Source organism: Curtobacterium oceanosedimentum (genome assembly GCF_040545555.1).
Taxonomy (GTDB): domain Bacteria; phylum Actinomycetota; class Actinomycetes; order Actinomycetales; family Microbacteriaceae; genus Curtobacterium.
This window is the reverse complement of record NZ_JBEPMD010000006.1, coordinates 61,859-83,547: the sequence shown is the minus strand read 5'-3', so window position 1 is coordinate 83,547 and position 21,689 is coordinate 61,859. Positions and strand designations below refer to the sequence as shown.

The window sequence follows — 21,689 nt, the reverse complement described above, 5'->3', positions numbered from 1 at the left end:
GGGCGGACCACGGTCCGCCCCCTCCACCACGTCCTCGATCAGCAAGGAGAACCCCCGATGCCCGTCCTGCAGGAGAGCCAGATCCGCATCCACACCGAGGACACCGCCCCGACCAAGTCGGAGGCGATGAAGGAGGCGGCCGAGATCCTCGAGGCTGCAGGCGCGGTCACGGCGGACTACTACCCGGCCATGCTCGAGCGCGAGAAGAGCGTCTCGACCTACATGGGGAACTTCCTCGCCATCCCGCACGGCACCAACGATGCGAAGGACGCCATCAAGTCGTCCGCGCTGTCGTTCATCCGCTACGCCACCCCGATCGACTGGGACGGCAACCCCGTGCGCTTCGTCGTCGGCATCGCCGGTGTGAACAACGAGCACCTCGACATCCTGTCGAAGATCGCGATCGTGTTCTCCGACGAGGACGAGGTCCAGAAGCTCACCGACGCGCCGGACACCGCCGCGATCCTGTCGATCCTCGGCGAGGTCAACGAGTGACCGGGACCGCCGTCCACTTCGGCGCCGGCAACATCGGCCGCGGCTTCGTGGGGCTCCTGCTCCACGAAGCCGGCTACGAGGTCGTCTTCGCCGACGTCGCCGCGCCGCTCATCGACGCACTCGCCGCCGCCGACTCGTACACCGTGCACGAGGTCGGGCAGGGCGCGCAGGACCACGAGGTCACCGGCTTCCGTGCCGTGAACAGCGCGCAGGACGAGGCCGGTGCGATCGCAGAGGTCGCCGCCGCCGACGTCGTCACCTGTGCGGTCGGACCGACCGTCCTGAAGTTCATCGCCCCGGTCATCGCGAAGGCGCTCCAGCAGCGCGCCGCCGACGCCGCGCCGCTCGCGGTGATGGCGTGCGAGAACGCGATCAACGCGACCGACCGTCTTCGGGAGTTCATCGTCGAGGCGCTCCCGGCCGAGTCGCGCGACGAGGCCCTGGCGAAGGCGGTGTTCGCGAACACCGCGGTCGACCGGATCGTCCCGGCCCAGCCCGAGGGCGCGGGCCTCGACGTGACGGTGGAGACCTACTACGAGTGGGCCATCGACCGCACCCCGTTCGGCGGGAACGAGCCGGAGATCCCCGGCGCGCACTACGTCGACGGGCTCGCTGCCTCGATCGAGCGCAAGCTCTTCACGGTGAACACGGGGCACGCCACCGTCGCGTACCACGGGTTCCTCGCCGGCGCCGACAAGATCTCGGACGCCATCGCGATCCCGGCCGTGCGCTCCGAACTCGAGTCGGTGCTCGCCGAGACCAGCGACCTGCTGGTGCGTCGTCACGAGCTCGACCCCGAGGTGCACCGCTCCTACGTGCAGGCGATCATCGGTCGCTTCGAGAACCCGCACCTGCCCGACACGGTCACCCGCGTCGGCCGACAGCCGCTCCGCAAGCTGTCGCGGGACGAGCGCTTCGTGTCGCCCGCCGCCGCCCTCGCCGAGGACGGCACCGAGCCGACCGCGCTGCTCGACGCGATGGGTGCCGCCCTCCGGTTCGACGTCGCCGACGACGAGCAGAGCGTCGAGCTGCAGCAGCTGCTGCGCTCGGACCGGTCGGACGCCGACGTGGCGACCGAGATCACCGGGCTCGAGGCCGAGCACCCGCTGCACGCGGCGTTCGTCGACCGGGTGCGGTCCGCGCGCGGCTGACGCGACCACACGACGTCCTGGAGGCGCGGTGCCGGCTGGCACCGCGCCTCCCGTCCGTCCGGGGTCGCGGTCTCCCGCCGGGGTCGCGCCCTGCCGCCGGGGTCGCGGTCGCCCGTCGCGGCTGCGGGACGGCGCGACCGGTCGCTACCAGCGGAGGGCGGACAGGAGCTCCGACACCGTCGCGACGGTGGGTCGGCCCAGTCGGGTGGTGTCGATGCGGCCCGGTCGGGCGAGCGCGCGGTCTGCGCGGAGCACGAGCACCGCGGCGACCCCCGTGTCGCGCACCGGTCCCACGTCGATCGTCGCGGGCCTCGGAGCCCGGTCGACGAGCACCACCACCGAGCGTCCGAGCAGCGTCGGGTCCGGCTCGTCCGACATCGCCGCGAGTGCCGACCGGACGTCGGCCACGCCGTCCGGGGTGGCACGTCCGACGACCACCAGGGAGTTCTCCGGCGTCGCCGCGAGCACAGCGGCCGGACGCACGTGCGCCCCGGCGTCGTGCACCGTCACGCGCGAGGTGGCCGGCCCGAGCGACGGCAGCCGGGCGGCGAGCTCGCCGCCGGAGTGGTCCGTCGCCTGCACCACGACGCCGAGCCGACCGCCGACCGCATCGGCGAGCAGCGCCGCGACCGTGGTCGTCCCGGTGCCACCGGCGACCCCGGCGACGAGGACGGTCCGCGCGCGCTGCGCCGCGGACCGACGCGGGCCCGGCATCGGGGGGAGGGGTGCGGAGCTCGGTGGGAGGGAGCTCACGAGCCGTCCTCCACACGGATCTCGGCTCCGCCGGCCGAGGCCCAGGCCCGTGCGACGGCGACCCCGACGTCACCCTGCTCGCCCCACGGAGCCCACGCGTCGGTCCACCACACGGGCGCCGACAGGGACGCCCAGGGCGCGAGTCGTGCGACCTCGGCGGGGTTCTCGACGAGTTCCGGGACCTGGACGCTGAGGACCGCCAGGCCGCGGCGGTCCACGATCTCGGTCACCGCGCCGCCGTCGAGCGTCCGCACCCGCAGGTCGGGGGCGACGTCGGCACCGGCCCCGACGAAGACAGCGAGCTCCGGGGCGGTCCGCGAGAGGATCACCAGTTCACGGGGCATCGACGGCTCCCTTCGGGTCGAGGACGGTCGTCTGGCCGGCGGGGTCCGCCTGCGCCGGAGCGGGGACGTGCGCGGCCGGGAAGTGGGCGACCTGCACGATGCGCGGCGGACTGCCGCGGCGCACCAGACGGCCGCGTCCGGGCGGGAACTGCTCGGCGTACACCTTCGGGAAGACCTGGCCCTCGGATCGTTCACCGCTCAGCACCAGTCCGGTCGCGCCCGAGTCGCGGACGGACTGGACCACGGTGTCGTACATCGCCCGCGCGGCACCGGCGACGGGTCGGGTGAGGACCACGTGGAGGCCGAGGTCGCGGGCCGACGGCAGGTACGGCACGAGCGGAGCGAGCGGGTCCGTCCCCGCCGAGGCGACGATGTCGTAGTCGTCGACGAGCACGACGATGCGCGGGCGGGGGCCGGTCGAGGTGCCGGACGCGCGCTGCTCGAGCTCGGCCGCGATCGCCGCCGCCAGGCCACGGGCGTCGCGGCCGTTCGCGGCGTGCCCGCCGAGGAACTCGTCCGGGGTGCCGGCCGCCGCACCACCGCGGACGTCCATGAAGGCCAGGACGAGTTCGTCGGGCGTCGAGCGCTCCACGAACCCGGCCGCCAGGCCGCGCAGCAGCGCGGTCTTCCCGCTCGCCGTGTCGCCGAACACGAGCAGGTGCTGGTCGACGGCGGGGTCGAACGCCACGAAGTCCATCGTGTCCTGGCGGAGTGCGAAGGGCACGGTGGTGGGCATCGCGAGCGCGTCCGGCAGTTCGGCCGGGTCGAACGACTCGGGCAGCAACCGGATCGGCGCCGCGGCGGGACCGCCCCAGCTGTCCGCGACCCGCTGTGCGAGCGCGGCCAGCTCGTCGCCGACGGCGCCGTCGTCCACGTCGTCGAGGACGGGCAGCGCGACCTGGCCGAACAGTTCGTCCCCGGTCAGGACGCGGCCGGGCTCCCCGGACTTCAGCGTCGCCGCCGCCGCACGGGCGATGGTCGAGTCGGCCGGGTCGTTGAGGCGCAGCTCGAAGCGCTGGCCGATGAGCGGCTGGTTCGCGAGGCGGAGCTCGTTCCACCGGGTCAGCGCCACCACCACGTGGATGCCGAAGCTGCCGCCGCGCTGGAGCAGGTCGCCGAAGGCCTCCTCGAGCTCCTCGAACTCGGTGCGCATGACGCCGAAGCCGTCCACGAGCAGCACGACGTCCGCCGAGCCGAGCTCCGGGACGCGCCCCGCGGAGTGACGGCTGCGGAGCATCGCGAGCGAGTCGATGCCGTGGTCGCGGAACACCCGCTCGCGCAGCCGGATCATCGCCTGGAGCTCCTCGACGAGGCGCAGCAGGCGGTTCCGGTCGGCGCGGGTCGCGACGCCGCCGACGTGCGGGAAGCCCTCGATCCGGCCGAGGCCACCGCCGGCGAGGTCCATGCCGTAGACGCTGACCTGCCGCGGGGTCGTCGTGAGCGCGATCGATGCGGCGACGGTGCGCAGGAACGTCGTGCGGCCGGACCCGGGGGCGCCGATGACGGCCACGTGTCCACCGCCCTGCGTGAGGTCGAGCGACCAGGGGCGCTGGCGCTGGCGGGCCGGGTCGTCGAGCAGCCCGATCGGCACGGTGATGCCCGCGGGGTCCGGCGTCCGGTCGGGGTCGAGCACCGCGCCGAGCGCCAGACGCGTCGGGAGCGGCGGCAGCCAGACCGGCGTGGTCGCCCGGTCGCCACGGCCGAGCCGTTCGACGGCCTCGTCGACGACGCTCCGCCCGACGTCGGGCGTCGCGAGCTGGGCCTCGCCCGGGTCGTCGTCCTCGGTCGCGAGCGTGTTGTACACCGGGAGCTCGAACGGCTCCGGCGCCGTGTCCGTGCTCGCAGTGGCGGCGACGGCCGCCGGGGTGGCGTCCTCCACCGGGCCCGACACGTAGCCGGAACGGAACCGGGTGTACACGCTCGTGTCGACCTTGAGGTACCCGTAGCCCGGGACCGCCGGCAGGTGGAACGCATCGCCGGTGTCGAGGACGACCTGGCTCTCGGCCTCCGAGAAGGTGCGGAGGCCGAGCCGGTACGACAGGTAGGTGTCCAGACCGCGGAGCTTGCCGGCCTCGATGCGCTGGCTGGAGAGCAGCAGGTGCACGCCGATCGACCGTCCGATCCGGCCGATCATGAGGAGCAGGTCGACGAACTCGGGTTCGGCCGTCAGGAGCTCGCCGAACTCGTCGATGACCAGCACGAGGTGCGGCATCGGCGGTAGTTCCGGTCGGTGCGTCCGCAGCTCGCGGTAGTGCGTGATCGACGGTGCCGCCCCGGCGTCGCGGAGCATCTCCTGTCGGCGACGGACCTCACCGGCGATGGAGGCACGGGCACGTCGGGTGAGCTGCGGGTCGTCCGCGAGGTTGTCGATGAGCCCGGCGACGTGCGGCAGGCGCGCGAACGGGGCGAACGCCGCACCGCCCTTGTAGTCGACGAGGATCATCGCGAGGTCCTCGGGCGGGTGCGAGACCGCGAGCCCGAGGACGAGCGTGCGCAGCATCTCGCTCTTGCCGGAACCGGTCGCACCGATGCAGATGCCGTGCGGACCCATGCCGAGCTGCGCGGACTCCTTGAGGTCGAGCAACAGGGGAGCGCCGAAGTCGTCGACCCCGATCGGCACGCGGAGGAAGTCCCGGGGCGCCCGCGGTCGCCACGTCCGGTCCGGATCGATCGTCGTGACGTCGTCGACCCCGAGGAGGTCGGTGACGCCGATCGCGGTCGACGACTCGGTGCGCTCCTCGGCGTCCGCGGACAGCCGGAGCGGCGCGAGCGCCCGGGCGACCGCCGTGACGAGCGTCGGCGCGACCGGGTCGCACACCGCCGTCTGCACGGGTGCGGGCTCGCCCTCCTCGACGTCGCGGGCATCGACGATCTCGAGCGCGGTCCTCGGGGGCACCCCGGGGTCGTCGGTCGTCACGGTCCGTGCCGTGACGCGGACCCGCACGTCGGACGGCTCGTGCAGACGGTCCGCCACCAGGTGCACGACCGTGACGCGGAGGTCCTCCGGGCGGGTCTCGCCCTCGGGCAGCGCGAGCGGGACCGCGACACCGCCGTGCTCGTCGGCGAGGACGACCAGTCGAGCGAGGTCGCTCCGCCTCCCGGAGTCGCCGGAGCGTCGCCAGGTCGCAGCGGTCCGGGCACGCTCGCCGAGCTCGGCGGCGAGGGTCCGGGCCAGCGTCGGGACGTCCTCGGCGACGCGGCGTGCCCGGAGCGGGCCGTCGAAGGTCCGGTCCATCCGCACGTGGGGCAGCAGGTCGAACCACTCCCAGTCGGCGGCCCGGTCGGCGGGGAACGCCGCCGCGAGCTGCAGGTCCTCGGGGGCGTGGAGCGCGGCGAGCTGGGCGACGAGCGCCCGGGCGACCGCGAGCACGGCGTCGCGGTCCCCGACGACCGAGACGTCGCCGGCGTCGTCGAGCCGGATCGAGATCGGCATCGCGTCGACCGTGCCGTAGTGCTCCGCGACCTGCTCGAGCTCGGCGAGCATCAGGGGGTCGAGCGGCTGGACCGGGTTCTGGTCCGGCGGCACGGTGAGGTCGAGCCAGTCCACGTCGCCCGCACCGACGCGCACCCGGAGGAAGTCCCCGTGCGACCGGCGGCGCTCCCAGAGCCGTGCGGGATCGCCGACCAGCCGGGGGAGCGTGTCCGGGGACGGGTCGACGTGCTCGGCCCGCTCACGGATCGCGGTCGTCCGGGCACGCAGCTCGCCGCGGAGTTCCTCGAGGTAGTCGAGGTACCGCTCCCGCTGGGTCCGGCGGTTGCGGACGGCGTTGCCCCGCTGCGTGAACGCCATGCCGAGCCCGCCGACCAGGGCGACCACGAACACCAGGGCCGCGACGACCATGAGCACCGGGTTGTTCCCGCGCAGCACGACCATCATCACGACCGACGACACCGCCCCGATCACCGGCAGGAGCGACTGCAGCGGGATCCCGCCGCTCGGGCCCTCGGGGAGCTGCGGCGGCGGTGCGAGCTGTTCGGCGTCCGGACGGACGAGCGGGGTGGAGACCCGCGCGGGACGGTGCACGATGCGGTTCACCGAGTGGCCTCCGTCGATCGTCGGCCGACGGCGGCGTCGACCAGTGCGGCGGTCAGGTGGACGAGGGCGGTGCGGGACGCGGTCGGGCGGACCCCGGGCACCGTCGTCGTCGGGTCGTGCGGCACCGGGAGGACGACGTGGTCCGGCCAGTCCGCGGCGGCCCGGGCGGCGCGCAGCCCGACGCCGACGGTGTCGACCGGGACGACGACGACCCGCGTGTCGGGCGCGTGGCGACGGAGGGCGTCGGCATGCGCGATGCCCTCCTCCACCCCGGGTCGGTCGGCCCCGGTGACGAGGGCGACGACGTGTGCGTCCGCGCCGACGGCGCCGAGGTCGACGAAGGGGCTGCGGGCGCCCCAGTCGCCGACGACGACGTCGAAGAACCGGGCGATCGGGTCGACCGCTGCGGTCCACTCGTCGGGCGCGGCCTGACGCGAGGGGAATCGAGGGTCCCCGATCCTGAGCACGTGCAGGCCCGACGCGGCCTCGGCCAGCCCGTCCGTGGCGTCCCACGAGGTCCGGGAGGCCGCACGGCGGTCGGACGGAGCCGTCGGACCGCCGAGCCCGGCCCCCGCCAGCGCGGCGAACGACCGGGGACCGGCGGCACCGTCGACCCCGAGGACCCGTCCGCTCCGCCGTCTGGCGAGGACCGTGGCGACCGCGGCGGCCGTGGTCGAGCAGCCGGTCCCGCCCCGGAGCGACGCGAACGCGATCCGCCGACTCGTCGGGACGCCCTGCCGGATCGCCCGGTGCGCGTCGTCGAGCTCGCGGGCACCGCTCACCACGCTGCCGAAGAACGCCCGTCCGATCGCGGGGACCACGTCGTCGAGGAGTCGCATGGTCAGAAGGTCTCCAGGAGCGCGGCGAAGAGGCCGAAGGTACCGAGCAGCAGCGGGAGCATCACGACCACCGAGACGGTCTCGAGCACGTTGCCGAGCGAGCGGAGGCGGGCACGCCCGTGTGCCGCCGGACGCACCCCGGCCAGCAGGGCCGCGAGGACGCCCGTGCCCGCCGTCGCGCCGAGCACCGTGGCGGGAGCCGTGGCGGCGTGTCCGACCAGACCGAGCACCGCGGCGACCACCACGGCCGACCAGAGCAGGACGCCCTGCACCGCCAGCGGGAAGGCGCGGGTGCGGAGCGCCGCGACCACGACCGTCGCGGCACCGAGGCCGATCGCCCAGGGGTCGTCGTCGGCGACGAGGGCGGCCCCGGCGAGGGCGATCGGGGCCGCGACCGCCGCGGTCGTCCAGTCGAGTGCCCGGTACGCGTCGTCGAGAGCGGTGAGGACTCGTCCGCGCGCGACGGGCTCGCCGCCGCTGACCTGGTCGTCCAGGCCGGTGAGGCCCGCGGTCGACATCGCGACGGACGGCAGGAGACCGCACACGGCGATCGAGGCCACCGCCACCACGCCCCACCCGGCGGCGGTCGGCGCGGGGGTGGCCCACGTCACCATGCCGAGCAGGGGCAGCACGACGCCGACGACGGCGGCCACGCCGACCGTCCGAGTCCGCCCGCCGACGCCGAGCCCGAGGCCGAGTGCGATCCACGCCCAGACGAGCACCACCGCGGCGGTCACGGCGGCAGCGGGACCCCCGGCGGCGAGGAGGGGCCCGAGCGCGAGACCGATCGGCAGGGCGAGTCCGGTCGCCGCTGCCGTGAGGACGATGCCGGTCCACCGGGCACCGGCGCGACCGGCGACGAGCGCGGCCACGGCGAGGACGACCCCGGTGCCGACCAGCACGGCCGGCACGAGGGCAGGGTGGAGCGTCCCGACGTCGCCCGTGAAGGCAGCGCGGACCGAGGCCACGGCGGACGCCGCCACCACGAGCGTCCCCGTGACGGCCGCGGTCGTCCCGACGGCCGCGGCGGCGACGGCCTGGCGCGCGGCCGTGCCCCAGCCGTCGTGCCGCCTGCCGAGGGTGTCGGCCACGGCGTCGGTCACGTCGGAGACCTCGGGCGGCGGCGGAGCGTCCGCGCGTCGGACGAGGTGCAGGACCTCGCCGTCGCCGATCTCCTGCGTCGCTGCGTCGTCCGCCAGCGAGACCGCTTCTCCGGTGACCCGCACGAGGGCGATCGGGTGCGCGGAGTCGGCGATCGGCTCGTCGAGGATGTCGACGAACCGGGGGAGGAGCCCGGCGAACGGCTCGTCGGACGCCACGACGACGTCGGCGCGACGGCCGGCGCCGACCACCGTCACACGGGTGAAGTCGGTCACTTCGTCTCCTGTTGCTGCTGTTGCTGCGCGGCCTGCTGGGCGAGGGCGTTCGTGACGAACGAGTACCCGAGGCAGCCCACCCCGACGACCGCCGCGAGCACGACGCTGCCGATGAGGCGCTTGACGTTGTCGTTCACGAGCCGCCGGTCGGCCAGGCGCCCGAGGACGAACGCCTGTCGGAGCCGTCGACGGTGCGTCGCGACGCTCTCGAGCAGGACCGAGTCACTGTTCCGTGGCACGTCGCACCTGTTCCCTCGTCGACTCGTCCATGCCCGCCGCTTCCGCCACCCGGTCCTGCCCGACGTGCTCGACCAGGTCGCGGAGCTCCTCGACCGGGCTGCGGTCGCGGTGTCGACCGAACGGCAGCACGAGCGCCGGGATCCGTGGCTTCCCCGCGACGACGGCGCCGAAGCGGTCGCGCATCACCGCGGGGTCCAGCCCGAGCTGCCGGACGGCGGGCGCCCCGAGGAGCACGGCCACCGGGACCGGCGGGAACGGCATGCGCGGCGCCTGCGCGAGGTCGGCGCGACCCGGGCGACGCAGGACGAGCGCGAAGAGCGGGAGCTGGGTGGCGGCGAGCCGTCCGAGCACCTGCGGGACGGCCTCGACCCGGGCGGTGGCGGCCGCGTCCCCCGGCGCGCCCGCCGAGAGCAGACCCGTGGTGAGTTCCTCGACCCCCTGGTCGGTGCGCTGGGCGGTCACGGTGAACGCGACGGGAGCCGCCGCCGATCCCACGACGACGAACCGGGTCGGGTCCGGCATGCGGTCCCGCGCGGCCTCGGTCAGCGTGCGACGGTCCCACGGGCGTCCGGCGGGTTCGTGCGTGCCCCAGCCCGTGGGCGCGGCGCCGGCGAGCTCGGTCGCGAGCAGCTCGGACGTCGTGCCGAGCACGGTCTCGGCGGCGGCACGGTGCCGCACCGACACCGAGACCACGAGCTGGTCGGCGGTCGGCGCGACCGGGCGGAGGAAGCTGACCGCGACCTCGTCGACCGATCGCGGTGGCCCGGTCCGCACGGCGTCCGGGAACGCGTCGAGTCGACGGCCGTCGAGCCCGTTCCGCAGGCCGTCGTCACCGCGGACGACCCACGCGCCGCCCGCGTCGAGCAGCGCCTGCCGGAAGGCCTCGGTCACGACGGACAGGCCGTCGGTCACGAGGATCGGCCGCGCTCCGACGTCCGCGGCGCGTCCGAGCAGGTCGGCCTGCGCCCGCCCGAGCCGCACGACGGCGGCCCGGCTCTCGATGCGCACGCTGCCGTCACCGACGGAGTCGAGGAGCGGGTGCCGTGCCGGCGGGCGGTCATCCGTCTGGTCCGTCCGCCGGCCCGCACCGAACGGGCTCACGACGCCGCTCCGGTGCGGACGACCGAGAAGGCGTGGTCGCCGATGCGGACGGTCGAGCCGCCGTCCACCACGACGTCCACGCCGGCGACGAGGACCTCGAACGAGCCGTCGGGACGCACCACGGTGGTGCCGTTCGTCGAACCGAGGTCGCGGAGCACGACCGCGCCGCCGGCCTGCACGAGCGCGACGTGGGTCTTCGACAGCGTCCGGGACAGGTCGGGTACCGCGACGGTCGCGACGCCGGGTTCCGCCTCGGGGTTGCGGCCGACGACGCAGGTCCCGTGGAACCAGTGGACGGCGCCCTGCTCGGAGCGGAGCACGACGGCGTCCGCCGGGATCGACTCGTCGAGGGGCAGCGCGGCCGGTGCAGCCGGTGCGGGCACCGCGTCGAAGCCGGCGAGGGCGGTGGACGCGCCCACCGACCGTCGGGTGGCGTCGAGGCCGACCGGCACCGGGCCTCCAGGCTGGTCGCGCGCCGGTGCGGAGCCCGGACGCACGCCCGCGGACGCTGCCGGGCCGAACGCCGTCCCGAGGGGCGGCAGTGCCGGCGAGAGCGGCTCGCGGCCGAGCCGGAGGGCGGCGGTGAGCGTGCCGGTCGCGGCGGCCCAGGGGCCGGAGCCGGACGCGCGGCGTGCGCCGCGACCGATGCGGGTCAGCTGGCGGAACGGCCCGGCGGGCAGCGCGTCGTCCACGTCGACGACGCGGGTGGCGAGGAGGACGCCGCCGGGACCACGACCCGTCCTGGAGGCGCGGACCACCACGATCGCGGCCGTCACGACGACGCCGAGCAGCGTTCCGGCGATCGTGGTGCCGACCGCGTCGGACGACGGGACCGCTGTGTGGGCGAGGAAGAGGAGGGCGCCGCCCGCGGCACCACCGAGCATGCAGACGACGACGTCGACCAGACGTGCGACCGCGACGGTGCCCGCACGGGCGACGGCGACGTCGCGCAGGGCGTCGTACTCCGACGCGGCGACGGTACGGCCGAGCAGCGTGCCGCAGTCCGTGCAGAACCGCTGCCCCTGCGTCGACGGCGCCCCGCAGCGACCACAGGTCATCACGGGGACCACGGTCTCGACCACGATCGACGACATGCCTCACCTCCCGTCGGCACCACCGATCATGTCAGACAGGGGACGTGACGGGTCGCGCGCGGTGGTCTAGGCTGCACACGTTCGCTGTCACCCGTACAGGGGTGGGGGGAAGGACAGAGAGGATGAGCGATGAAGTTCGCAATGGGGGCACAGGTCCTCACCAACCTGACCAAGCAGACGTCCGGCGCTTCCGGTGACCTGGGGACCCTGGTCCGCAAGCTGGCCGACTCGGCCGAGCCGCTCCAGGGACGGTTCAACGGTGCCGGACGTGCCGCGTTCGACCGCTTCAAGTCCGAGACGGACACCATCGCCAACGAGCTGAACGGCGCGCTCGCCAGCGTGCTCCAGGGCATCTCGGGCATGGACCGCTCGTTCCAGGAGGGCGACCAGGACATGGCGCAGTCCACGAGCTCGCTCGAGGGCAGCTCGAACTTCGACGCGGCCCGCTTCAGCGGCCGCGCCTGACGGAACTCCGGGGAGAGGGAGCACACACATGAGCGGTGGCAACCAGGCAGACCGTCGCGACTACGACGTCGCGGCATCGCAGAACGCGCAGGACAACTTCAACGCCGTTGCGGCGCAGCTCGAGGCGCTCATCGCGCAGCGTGACTCCGACGTCAAGGCAGCGATGGCCGACTACCAGGCCGACGGCGTCTCGGACGAGTACCACGCCAAGGAGCAGCGGTGGAACACCGTCGCGGGCGAGGTCAAGCAGATCATCGCCACGCTGCGCTCCTCGCTGCAGTCGAACGACGAGTCGGCGCAGGCAGCGATCAGCAAGGCGAAGTCGGCCGTCGGCAACATCGGCTGACGTGGTCGACGGCTGGCGGGTCGATCCCGCGGGGGTCGAGGCCGTGCTGCAGGACGTCGCGTCCCGGACCACGACGATGAACGACGCCCTGGGCGGATCCGAGGACGGGTCCGTCCAGGGCGTCGCCACCGTCGTGCAGGACGCGGCGACCGCTGCGCAGTCCCAGGTCATCGGTGAGGCGCTCGCCGGGTTCTTCGAACACCGGCAGGACATGCTGACGGGGATCCAGGACCGGATCCAGGCGTCGCTGTACGGCGCCGCGGGCGCGACCCGCGCCATCGTCGAGGGGGATGACGAGATGGGGGCTTCGACCGCTCAGGCGAACGCGATCGCCGCGTCGAAGGACGGGAACTTCACCGCGTTCGACGGGATGTTCGACCGGTGAACGCCGTCGTCAAGAGCGGGGAGATCCCGTACACCGACGTGCAGCTCGAGGGGATCACCGCCGGTGCGACCTCGCTGCGGTCGGTCGCGTCCGCGGTCCGGGACGGCACCGCTGACATCGTCACCGCGTGGAGCGCGATCTCCGGCTCGTACGAGGGGCCGAGCGACCAGGAGCTCTTCGACGTCATGACGCCGATCGGGCCGCAGGGCACGACGTTCGGCGACGACCTCGACTCCGCCGCGAAGGCACTCGACGCCTTCGTCGAGGAAGCCACCCCGATCGTCGCTGCCCTCAAGGCCTACGTCACGCGGGCCGAGCAGCTGCAGCGGGACGTCGCCGCGTTCCAGCCGCAGACCATCCAGACGATGGACGGCCCGGTCACGCAGACCGAGAGCTGGGACCAGGACGAGACGCTCAACGGCGAGAACAACGACATCATCAACGGCGTCGCGAACCGCGTCGTCGAGTACCAGGCCGCCGAACGGAAGTGCGCGAACGCGATCCGTTCCCTGAGCGGCCTGCCGGCGCTGCACGCCATCAGCGGGTCCGGCGACGACGCCCTCGGCTACGGGTACGACGAACTCCCGATGGGGACCAAGCTGCCGTGGGGCACTGCCGAGTCGCGCAACGAGTCCTGCGCGGAGAATACGACGTGGTTCGTGCCGAAGATGGTGAAGGGTGTCGTCTGGGACGGCGTCATCGTCGGGACCATCGGGGGCCTCGGCGAGCTCGTCGGCTTCCGCGGCTGGAAGTGGAGCGGCGACAACTTCGTCGACACCTGGAAGAGTCTCGGCTCCCTGATCGGGTACGACAAGGAATCGAACGAGTGGTTCGACGGTGACGCTGCGAAGGCCGGGTGGGGCGGGCTGCTCAAGGGCACCGTGGCGTGGGACAAGTGGGCCGACGACCCCGGAACGGCGTTCGGTGAGAGCGCCTGGAACATCGCGTCGCTCGTCATCCCGTTCGTCGGCGTCGCGAGCAAGGTGGGTGCGGTCGGACGGGCCGGCGAGGTCGCGTCGGCGATCAGCAAGGCGGGGAAGGTCCTGGACCTCGTGGACGCCGGAGCCTGGGCGTCGAGGGGCCTGACCAAGGTCCTGCCGAAGCTCGGCGACCTCAAGGGTGTGCTGACGGACGGGTTCGAGCACGTGCCCGACGGCTTCAGGACGAGGATCGCCGAGTTCAGGGTCGACCTGGACGAGTGGCGGCACGGGACGCACGCCGATGCGGACGGTGCGGTCGACGGGCCGGCGGCGAGGAGCGAGGCGGCGGCGGACGCGGCGGCCGACACGCACGCGCAGGCGAACGCGAACGCCCACGCGCACTCGGAGGACGCGGAGTCGAACGTGCCGACGCCCGAGCGTGAGCCGGCGTTGGTCGGTGGCGGGCACGGGGAGAGCGCCACGGTGCACGGGGGTGGCTCCGACGCGGGGTCGAGCGGTGGCTCCGGGCACGGCGCCGGTGTGGAAGGCGACCCGGGGCACCGCGGTGGAGACGGTCCGACGACCGGTGGCGACGGGAGCGAGGGGCAGCACGACGGTTCTCACGGAGGCGACCGACCCGCTCCGCCTGCCGGCGGCGGTGACAATCCTCCGCCCGAGACCCGACCGGTTCCACGGCCGGACACCTTCGATCCGACCCGAGGTGACCAGTACGCCTCGGGCGATCCGCTGCGGCCCGGTGAACCGACCCCTCACGTCCCGCGCGAGACGTACGACCAAGCGACGCACCAATCCGGATGGAAGTACTTCGGGCGAGCGGACCGTCCCTGGGCCGACTACCAGGCGCAGATCGCGGGCGTCGAGCGGACGGTGGACGGCAAACTGCCGGAGTACCGTCTGTTCGCCGAAGACGGCACGACGGTGGACTTCGACGGCATGACCGAGCGAGGTCACCCGCCGCAGGAGGTCTTTCTCGATGCCAAGGCCTTCAGCCGAGGGATCGCGTTCGCGGACCCGGCCGGTCCCTACTGGAGCAAGCGCATCCCGAAGATGATCGAGCAGGCTGAAGACCAGCTCGCTGCGCTTCCGGACGGTGCTCGTCTAGAATGGCACGTGTCTGATCCGTACGCCGCGGACGCAGTCCGTCGCCTGCTTCGCGGAGGCGGAATCGACGGGGATGATCTGACGGTCATCTTCACGCCGATGAGAACGGAGTAGCCGGTCCATGCCCTTCCCGACTTGGTTACGGACGACGCAGGTGACGGCTCGAGCCGCGTGGGATGCGCGTGGAGAGGAGCCCGAAGCGCTGGCAGAGCGCATCGCTGTCCAGCTCGCTGCCTACGACGAACTGCTCGGAGCGGGTGCCCAGTGGGCGCTCGTCGAGGAAGACGACCGCGTCGTGTCCACCGACCCTTCGGCACTCACGCCCATCGTGTCCGCGCACGTCTTCCGGGACGCCGAGGGAATCGAGTTCCCACCGCGCGGCTACGTGCTCGGTCTCGCGCGAGAAGGGAGCGCGGGGTTCATCTCGATCCGCTTCCGGGTCGGGGCCGCGAAGATCGTCCGTCGCATGCCGGCGAACGGGGTCCAGGTCACCATCGCTGGGCCGCTGAGAGAAGCGAACCGCCTGTCGATCGACGCTGATCTGGCCGAGGGTGTCCTCCGTGGACTCGTTCGAGCTTGGAACCCCGACTCCGCAGCGGTGTACGACGATGCTGGAGCGATCGCCGCCGAAGGACGAGGCAAGTTCGCACCGGTGATCGGGCAGCGCACCTGGGTCTCGGATCGGCTCGGTGTGGTCGAGACGTCCACGTCTGGAGTGCACGTCGAGCGGGCGGACGGAGGCAGCTACCTGACAGCGGACGACGCCCTGGACTCCGAGTCAGCTGTGCGTGAGGTGTGGGCGACTCTCCAGGCCAACGAGGTCACCGAGATCGTCCGCGCTGCGTGATCGGACACACTCGTTCGGAACCCTTGCCGGTACGGTTCGGAGGGATCCCCGACCGTGTGACGAGCGCGCGATGGCTCTGATCACCGGGCTCGGGGCCGACTCGAGGCTCATGGGCAACCATCGGGCCGGTGTCTTGCCGAAGGTGCAGAGAGCGGCGATCACTCTTGACTGATCACGACGACCTTGCCCAAGAGGATGCCGACCTCCTCGGCGGGTTCGTGGGCAACGAACCGCCCGACTTGTCCTCCGCTCCGGGTGTGAGACGAGGGAACTCCATCCTCTTCGAGTACGGCACGCTGGAGACGACCTTTCGTATTGCAGTCACCGGTTCGGGATTTGCCTTCGAAACCCGCGACAAGGGCAGCTCCTGGGCGCTTGCCGAGTTCAGTCGGCTCGACGATGCGGAGCGATTCGTACTGCTGTGGGAAGGGGCACGGCGTGATCCCGCCCCGTGGTCCGGCGGTCTGCCGACTGTTCCCGATGGGGTGGTCGTCCTCGAGGACCACCCCGGGAAGGTGCTGCGCTGGGACGCCGGGGGCGAAGATCACGTTGCCCGGGCGCTCTCCGACGAGAGCTCAACGCTCGTCTGTCAGCTTGCATGGGTGCGGAGTCGTTCCCTGCCTGAAGTCCTGGCGGTGGTCGACTCCGTCGATCCGGGACGGCGGGTGAGCAGTGCGTGGCTCGACTCCGTTCGGGGAGAGGCGAGCTGAACCGGTTCGGCGTTCGTGCAACCCGAGATGCCTTCGGCGTGTGCCCGGGGGATCGGCGATGGCGGTCAGCTTCAGCCAGTTCCGGGCAGTACGGAGCGAGCCCGGATCGGATCGCGTCCACCTCGGGCTGAGCCATCTCCATCGGGCCGGGAACGGGACGGTCCAGGGGTGTGGGGATCCGCACACCCAACCGACGCGTGTCGCCGCCACCCCCGCTGCGCGAACACCTGTGCGATGCTGCTGTCCGAGTGTGCAACGTCGTGATCCTCCGAGTTGTGTACTGGAGAGCACCGGAGTGGGGTCGAGTCGATGCGGTATCCGAAGTGGGTCTGTGGAGAGCGCGTACTGCTCCGCGCAGAGTGGGACGGCCGACCCTCGTCCTCGGACGATCTGAGCAACTCGCTGCTGGCCCAGCTGCGGGGAGTCGACGCTGTCCTCGGCGCTGGGGAGCCCTGGGAGGTGGACGGCGTCGGCACGATCCGCGAGTACGACCCGGCCGTCGTGCAGGAACTGCTCGAGCAGGGTGTCGAACGCGGGGACGACGGAACCGCGTGGCCGGACCACGGTTACAACGTGATCATGAACCGCCGAGCGGAGCGCGGCTTCGTCTCGCTGCGCCTGAAGGTCGGAGCATCCGTCCCGCGGCGTCGCCGACCGGTGAACGCCGTGTCGGTGAGCGTCGTCGGGCCCGTCGCGGGGGGCGAGCGGAGAGCGCCGGACGTCGAACTCGTCGAGGAGGTGCTGGCGACGATCGTGCGTGCGTGGGACCCGGACTCCGCTGGAGCCTTCGATCGAGCTGCTGCACGGGCGGTGGAGGACGCGGGCCGGTTCGGTGCCGTGCTCGGGCAGCGGACCTGGGTCTCGGAGCGGCTCGGAGTCGTGCCCGCGACGAACTCGGGAGTGACCAGGTCGTCGCTGCATCGTGGCACGTTGCTCGCGGCGGATGACGCGCTCGATGCTTCGACCGCAGTGGCCGAGGTTCGGGCGGTCCTCGCAGGAGTCAGCGTCCCCGATCTGCCGAGCGAGGGTCGAACAGCGTGAACACCCCGGTGTCCGAGGACGGCATCTGCCCCCGCCCCGGTTTCGATCAGCGCAGCCTCGTCGTCCTTCGACGCCTTGCTGAACGCGCTGGGTACTCCGACACGACAGCACGATCCGACCGCTTCGAGTACGGGGACCTCGAGATCCGCTTCCGGTACGACGTCTCGCCGCAGGGAGTCAGCGAACGACGGTTCTCTCGAGGTGAGGTCAGCTTCACGGGCACGACCTTCGACGATCCGGAGGACGCGGCGCGCTGGGTGGCCCTGCAGCTCGCGTTCGAGATCCGCACCCAGGCAGGTCTCCCTCGAGTCGATGACGCTCGGCGCTCCCTGGCCTTCGCGAGGGCGGCACGAGTCGAACTCGACGCCATCCCCTGGTGTTCGCTGCAGCCAGACCCCGTGCAAGCGCTCGACCTGGCTGCAGGGGACGTCGGATCCGCGGAGGACGATGTGCCGCACGCCGTCGCGCTCGGGCGGCTCGTCGGCAACCGGCCCGATGCGCCGGCCACCCTCGACGGCATCCGCAGGGCCCACGGAACACTGTTCGAGTACGGCGACCACGAGACCGCCAGCCGGATCGTCCAGCGGGGCGACTCGTTCGGTGTCATCTGCCGTCAACGCGCCTCCGAGCACCTGATCGCTTCCACGTCGCACGTCGAGGATGCGGAGCGGCTCGTCGTCGTCCTCGAGCGCTCGTCCGGCATCAGGATCCCCGGGCCGCACCAGCTGTCCGCCGTCCCCCTGCCACGAGGCGTACTGGATCGCTCTCGAGGTCTCGTCACCGAGTTCGAGTGGCGGTCCGATGCGGACGGAGCCTCTCACTCCGTGCGTTCTGTCGCTCGCGCACCAGGTCGATCTTCCGACTTCTCCTCCCTCGTCCGACTCACCTGGTTGCGCGACGTCCCGGTGAACGTCCTCGCCGACACGCTTCGCGGGCGCGACGGAGCGTTCGCCGTCGGAGGATCGGTCGGCGTGACGCTGGGGACGGCGGCGTTGATCCGCGCCTTCTCTCGCGGCCGCGGGGGCTTCCGAGACGACGCCCAGAGCGCCGTCGTCTGCTCCGAGTTCCGTCGACTGGTCCGGCAGGGCGACCTGCCCGAGGCGTGCTGGGAGCCGGTCCGGAGTGCCGTGTACGGGACGCACATGGACAGCTGGTCGTCCGGGCTGCGCGTCGACAACCGGTACGAGGCCCTCTGGCCGCTCTTCGAAGGACCGGCCCCGAGACTGTCCGACGAGACGGTCGCCTCCGTCGACGTCGAGGTCGCCCTGGCTGCTGTCGAGTACGGCCTGACCGTGGTGCCCGCAGGCCCTCGCGTCGCCCGCCGCTTCCCCGTGGAGAACGACGTGGTGACGGAGGTGTGGGACGGAGCTGGCTGGAGCGTCCGCCCGGGTGCCGAGTTCGGCCACCAGATGACCCGCAGCGAGGCCGTCCGGTTCGCCGGCGTGCACTCCTGGAGCGACCTCGACTGAGCGGCGTACCGTCCACTCCATGACGAAGCACTGGGTCGCCCCCGAGTTCGGCGGCAGCGAGGTCCTCGAGTACGTCGACACCGAGGTGGCCGCCCCCGGCACCGGCGAGGTCACCATCGACGTCCGCGCGGCGGGCATGAACCCCGCCGACACGAAGCACACCCGGCAGGGGGACCCGTCCGACCTGCCGATCCCGGTCGGCTACGAGGTCTCCGGGGTGATCAGCGCGATCGGCCCCGACACCGAGATCGCCTCCGGTGGGGGAGCGGTCGGCGACGAGGTCCTCGCCTTCCGCGTGGCTGGCGGCTGGGCAGAACGCATCACCGTCCCAGCCGCCGACGTCTTCGCCAAGCCCGCGTCCCTCGACCACCCCCAGGCGGCGAACCTGCTGCTGGCCGGGACGACCGCGGCCGACATGATCCGCGTCACCCGCGCCGAGGGACGCGACACCGTGCTGGTGCACGGTGCGTCCGGCGCGGTGGGTGTGGCTGTCCTGCAGCTGCTCCGCCCGCTCGGCACCCGCGTGATCGGCACCGCCTCCGAGCGGAACGCCGACACCGTCCGCCGCTTCGGTGGCGAGTGGGTCGCGTACGGCGACGGCCTGGAGGCGCGCATCCGTGACCTCGCACCCTCCGGCATCGACGTGGCACTGGACTGCGTCGGGACGGACGAGGCGGTCGACGTCTCGCTGGCACTCGTGGCCGACCGGTCGCGTATCGTGACCATCGCGGCCTTCGGCCGCGCGCAGCAGGACGGCTTCCCCGCCGTCGGTGGCAGCCAGCCCGAGAGCCAGGCGTTCCGCGAATCCGTCCGGCAGCGGCTGGTCGACCTCGCGGCGGCGGGCGAGCTCGAGGTGCCGGTGGCCCGGACGTTCCCCCTGGCCGAGGCGAAGGCCGCGGCGGAGCTGCTCGAGTCGCAGCACCCCGGTGGGAAGCTCGCGCTCGTGCCGTGACGGCCACTTCTGGTTGACTCGTGGGGTACGTCGCACGACCGACACCACGAGGGGGAACACGTGAGCGACCACATGACGTCCGACCAGCCGTACCCGAGCGCGCCGCCGCCGCAGCAGCCGTACCCGACAGCGGGCGGAGAACCGCCGCGGTGGGCCCCGCGCTACGGCGCCTCCTTCGGGCAGGCGCTCGGCCGCTTCTTCGCGAAGTACGCGACCTTCTCCGGGAGGGCGAGCCGCAGTGAGTTCTGGTGGGCCTACCTCGTCGTCACCGTCGTGGGACTGGCGCTCGCCACCATCCCCTTCGTGTACCGCTTCGCCACGATCGAGTACACGACCGTCGACCTGAGCGGCGTCGAGTACCGGGTGACGAACCCGCCGTCGCCGCTGTTCTGGGCGCTGCTGGTGCTGCCGGCGATCTGGTGGCTCGCGACGATCGTCCCGTCGCTGGCGCTCGGGTGGCGCCGGCTGCACGACGCGAACCTGCCCGGGGCACTGTGGATCATCGCGGTGTTCGTCGGCATCGCCGGCATCGTCTTCGGGCTCCTGCCGTCGAACCCGCAGGGCGCACGCTACGACCGACCGGAGGGCACTCGATGAGCGACGACCAGCAGCACGGACAGCAGCCGTACGGCCAGCAGCCGCAGCAACCGCAGCAGCCGTACGGACAGCAGCAGCCGCAGCAGCCCTACGGCCAGCAGCCGCAGCAGCCGTACGGGCAGCAGCCGCAGCAGCCGTACGGCCAGCCGTACCCGCAGTACCGGCAGCAGGCGCCAATCCCGACGGACGCCAGTGGCGCCCCGCCGCTCTGGGCACCCTGGTACGGCGCCGGGTTCCTCGACGCCTTCGTCCGGTTCTGGAAGAAGTACGCCCGCTTCGACGGACGCGCGAGCCGCAGCGAGTTCTGGTGGTGGTACCTGGCGAACGCGATCGTCGTGACGATCCTGTTCGGCGGCTACATCGCCGCGATCCTCGTCTGGGCAGCCGGTGCGACCACGACGGACGAGTACGGCACGACGACCACGACCGGCGGCTTCCCCGGGGGCGCGCTCCTGTTCGTCGGCCTGCTCGGCCTCTGGGGACTCGCGACGTTCATCCCCTCGCTCGCACTCGGGTGGCGTCGTGTGCACGACGCCGGGCTCGCCGGTCCCTTCTGGCTGATCTCCTTCTTGGCAGGGGTCGCCGGGATCGTCTTCGGGTGCCTGGAGTCGAACCCCAACGGCGCGCAGTACGACCAGCCGGACGCACCCCGCCCGCAGGCCTGATCGGCCCCGTCACGACGAAGCGGCCCACCCCGTCAGGGGTGGGCCGCTTCGTCGTCCCAGGGGACCGGGTGGAGGCTCAGACCACCCGGAGGCGGACCAGCGAACCGTCCACGACGAGGTCGCGCACCGTGACCGACGGGTCGGCCGTCGCGAACCGGAGCGCGCCTCCCGGCTGGTCGAACCAGGGCTGCACGAACGTGACCGTCACCATGAAGGGCCGGTCGACGACGTAGCGGTGCACCTCGGGGGCCGCCGCGACGTGCGGCGGCAGCGACCGCTGGGGGAGCGGTGTGTCGAGCGGGTGGAGCAGGTAGCCGTCGGGGCCGCCGACGCGGTCGACGGGGACACCGGCAGGCACCTGGATGGTGAGCCCCTGCGGGCCGGCCTGGCGGACCTGCTGGGCGAGCTGGGGGTACGTCGACGCCGCGCGGTCGCGGAGCCCGTCGAGCTCGTGGCGGGGGATGTCCCGTGGCGCGGGGAAGGCGCGGTTCAGGAAGCGGCGCAGCATCTCGACCGCGTCCTGCTCGCCACGGGCGGTGGCGAGTCGGCGCGCGGTGCCGTAGTCGACGACCTCGAGCGCGAGGTCGTCGTGCGTCTCGGTCGGGACGACACGCAGTGCGCCCTCGACAGGGGGCTCGGTGAGCGACTCTCCGGGGAGCTGCACGTACCGGATCGTGTAGCCGAGCTGGTCGAGGATGGGGCGGGTCTCCGCGAACGTCATGCGCGCGAGCCTACCGGCCG

The 21,689-nt window shown here is 72.8% G+C and carries 22 protein-coding genes; 13 read left to right on the top strand and 9 right to left on the bottom strand.

All coding sequences use genetic code 11. The features are described from left to right. Positions 1-57 precede the first annotated feature (57 nt). Both ABIC52_RS08125 and ABIC52_RS08120 read left to right on the top strand, forming a co-directional pair. A complete protein-coding gene (locus ABIC52_RS08125) occupies positions 58-495 on the top strand; it encodes a PTS mannitol transporter subunit IIA (RefSeq protein WP_022907882.1) in 438 nt (145 codons plus the stop codon). Then, positions 492-1,646, top strand: a complete 1,155-nt coding sequence (locus tag ABIC52_RS08120) for a mannitol-1-phosphate 5-dehydrogenase (protein ID WP_354027071.1) — start codon at positions 492-494, stop codon at positions 1,644-1,646. Before ABIC52_RS08125 ends, ABIC52_RS08120 begins: the two co-directional genes overlap by 4 nt. Positions 1,647-1,790: 144 nt before the next feature. On the opposite strand, the gene ABIC52_RS08115 is transcribed toward ABIC52_RS08120, so the two are convergent. From ABIC52_RS08115 to ABIC52_RS08080, 8 genes are read right to left on the bottom strand one after another with little or no spacing between them, the layout of a single operon-like run. Beyond that, a complete protein-coding gene (locus ABIC52_RS08115) occupies positions 1,791-2,360 on the bottom strand; it encodes a hypothetical protein (RefSeq protein WP_209678415.1) in 570 nt (189 codons plus the stop codon). 35 nt (positions 2,361-2,395) lie between these two features. Continuing rightward, on the bottom strand, positions 2,396-2,743 hold the full coding sequence (locus ABIC52_RS08110) for a hypothetical protein (protein WP_209678412.1): 348 nt from the start codon (positions 2,741-2,743) through the stop codon (positions 2,396-2,398). After that, entirely contained in the window at positions 2,733-6,779 is a 4,047-nt protein-coding gene (eccCa, locus tag ABIC52_RS08105) for a type VII secretion protein EccCa (RefSeq protein ID WP_126892566.1), read from the bottom strand. The genes ABIC52_RS08110 and eccCa overlap by 11 nt, the downstream gene beginning before the upstream one ends. Continuing rightward, complete coding sequence (locus ABIC52_RS08100; RefSeq protein ID WP_126892565.1) at positions 6,776-7,618, bottom strand: hypothetical protein; 843 nt, start codon at positions 7,616-7,618, stop codon at positions 6,776-6,778. The genes eccCa and ABIC52_RS08100 overlap by 4 nt, the downstream gene beginning before the upstream one ends. Positions 7,619-7,620: 2 nt before the next feature. Beyond that, entirely contained in the window at positions 7,621-8,994 is a 1,374-nt protein-coding gene (locus ABIC52_RS08095; RefSeq protein ID WP_209824155.1) for an EsaB/YukD family protein, read from the bottom strand. Continuing rightward, positions 8,991-9,233 (bottom strand): hypothetical protein, encoded by a 243-nt coding sequence (locus ABIC52_RS08090; protein ID WP_126891022.1) that lies wholly within the window; start codon positions 9,231-9,233, stop codon positions 8,991-8,993. Before ABIC52_RS08090 ends, ABIC52_RS08095 begins: the two co-directional genes overlap by 4 nt. After that, positions 9,217-10,335, bottom strand: coding sequence for a DUF6177 family protein (locus tag ABIC52_RS08085; RefSeq protein ID WP_126891021.1), 1,119 nt, complete (start codon positions 10,333-10,335; stop codon positions 9,217-9,219). Before ABIC52_RS08085 ends, ABIC52_RS08090 begins: the two co-directional genes overlap by 17 nt. Continuing rightward, complete coding sequence (locus tag ABIC52_RS08080) at positions 10,332-11,429, bottom strand: FHA domain-containing protein (RefSeq protein WP_354027070.1); 1,098 nt, start codon at positions 11,427-11,429, stop codon at positions 10,332-10,334. Before ABIC52_RS08080 ends, ABIC52_RS08085 begins: the two co-directional genes overlap by 4 nt. Before the next feature lie 129 nt (positions 11,430-11,558). Between ABIC52_RS08080 and ABIC52_RS08075 the strand changes: the two genes are divergently transcribed. The 11 genes from ABIC52_RS08075 to ABIC52_RS08025 all read left to right on the top strand — a co-directional run bounded on the left by ABIC52_RS08075 (position 11,559) and on the right by ABIC52_RS08025 (position 20,948). Continuing rightward, positions 11,559-11,894: a WXG100 family type VII secretion target gene (locus ABIC52_RS08075; RefSeq protein ID WP_079236509.1), complete on the top strand. Its 336-nt coding sequence runs from the start codon at positions 11,559-11,561 to the stop codon at positions 11,892-11,894. Between the two features lie 28 nt (positions 11,895-11,922). Then, positions 11,923-12,240, top strand: a complete 318-nt coding sequence (locus ABIC52_RS08070; protein ID WP_111227082.1) for a pore-forming ESAT-6 family protein — start codon at positions 11,923-11,925, stop codon at positions 12,238-12,240. 1 nt (position 12,241) lies between these two features. Then, positions 12,242-12,625 (top strand): DUF6507 family protein, encoded by a 384-nt coding sequence (locus ABIC52_RS08065; protein ID WP_111227081.1) that lies wholly within the window; start codon positions 12,242-12,244, stop codon positions 12,623-12,625. Then, positions 12,622-14,781 (top strand): Tox-REase-5 domain-containing protein, encoded by a 2,160-nt coding sequence (locus ABIC52_RS08060; protein WP_354027069.1) that lies wholly within the window; start codon positions 12,622-12,624, stop codon positions 14,779-14,781. Before ABIC52_RS08065 ends, ABIC52_RS08060 begins: the two co-directional genes overlap by 4 nt. Positions 14,782-14,788: 7 nt before the next feature. Beyond that, positions 14,789-15,514, top strand: a complete 726-nt coding sequence (locus ABIC52_RS08055) for a hypothetical protein (RefSeq protein WP_354027068.1) — start codon at positions 14,789-14,791, stop codon at positions 15,512-15,514. Between the two features lie 164 nt (positions 15,515-15,678). Beyond that, positions 15,679-16,224 (top strand): hypothetical protein, encoded by a 546-nt coding sequence (locus ABIC52_RS08050; protein WP_126891016.1) that lies wholly within the window; start codon positions 15,679-15,681, stop codon positions 16,222-16,224. A gap of 309 nt (positions 16,225-16,533) precedes the next feature. Beyond that, positions 16,534-17,265, top strand: coding sequence for a hypothetical protein (locus tag ABIC52_RS08045; RefSeq protein WP_354027067.1), 732 nt, complete (start codon positions 16,534-16,536; stop codon positions 17,263-17,265). Beyond that, on the top strand, positions 17,262-18,734 hold the full coding sequence (locus ABIC52_RS08040) for a hypothetical protein (RefSeq protein WP_354027066.1): 1,473 nt from the start codon (positions 17,262-17,264) through the stop codon (positions 18,732-18,734). The genes ABIC52_RS08045 and ABIC52_RS08040 overlap by 4 nt, the downstream gene beginning before the upstream one ends. Positions 18,735-18,753: 19 nt before the next feature. Next, positions 18,754-19,686 carry an NADP-dependent oxidoreductase gene (locus ABIC52_RS08035; protein WP_209824151.1) on the top strand — a complete coding sequence of 311 codons (933 nt, stop codon included), beginning with the start codon at positions 18,754-18,756 and terminating at the stop codon, positions 19,684-19,686. A 60-nt stretch (positions 19,687-19,746) separates the two neighbouring features. Then, positions 19,747-20,283 (top strand): DUF805 domain-containing protein, encoded by a 537-nt coding sequence (locus ABIC52_RS08030; protein WP_354027065.1) that lies wholly within the window; start codon positions 19,747-19,749, stop codon positions 20,281-20,283. Further along, entirely contained in the window at positions 20,280-20,948 is a 669-nt protein-coding gene (locus ABIC52_RS08025; RefSeq protein WP_209824150.1) for a DUF805 domain-containing protein, read from the top strand. The genes ABIC52_RS08030 and ABIC52_RS08025 overlap by 4 nt, the downstream gene beginning before the upstream one ends. Positions 20,949-21,024: 76 nt before the next feature. Here the strand turns inward: ABIC52_RS08025 and ABIC52_RS08020 are convergent, their stop codons facing one another. Next, complete coding sequence (locus ABIC52_RS08020; RefSeq protein ID WP_354027064.1) at positions 21,025-21,669, bottom strand: TNT domain-containing protein; 645 nt, start codon at positions 21,667-21,669, stop codon at positions 21,025-21,027. Positions 21,670-21,689 lie beyond the last annotated feature (20 nt).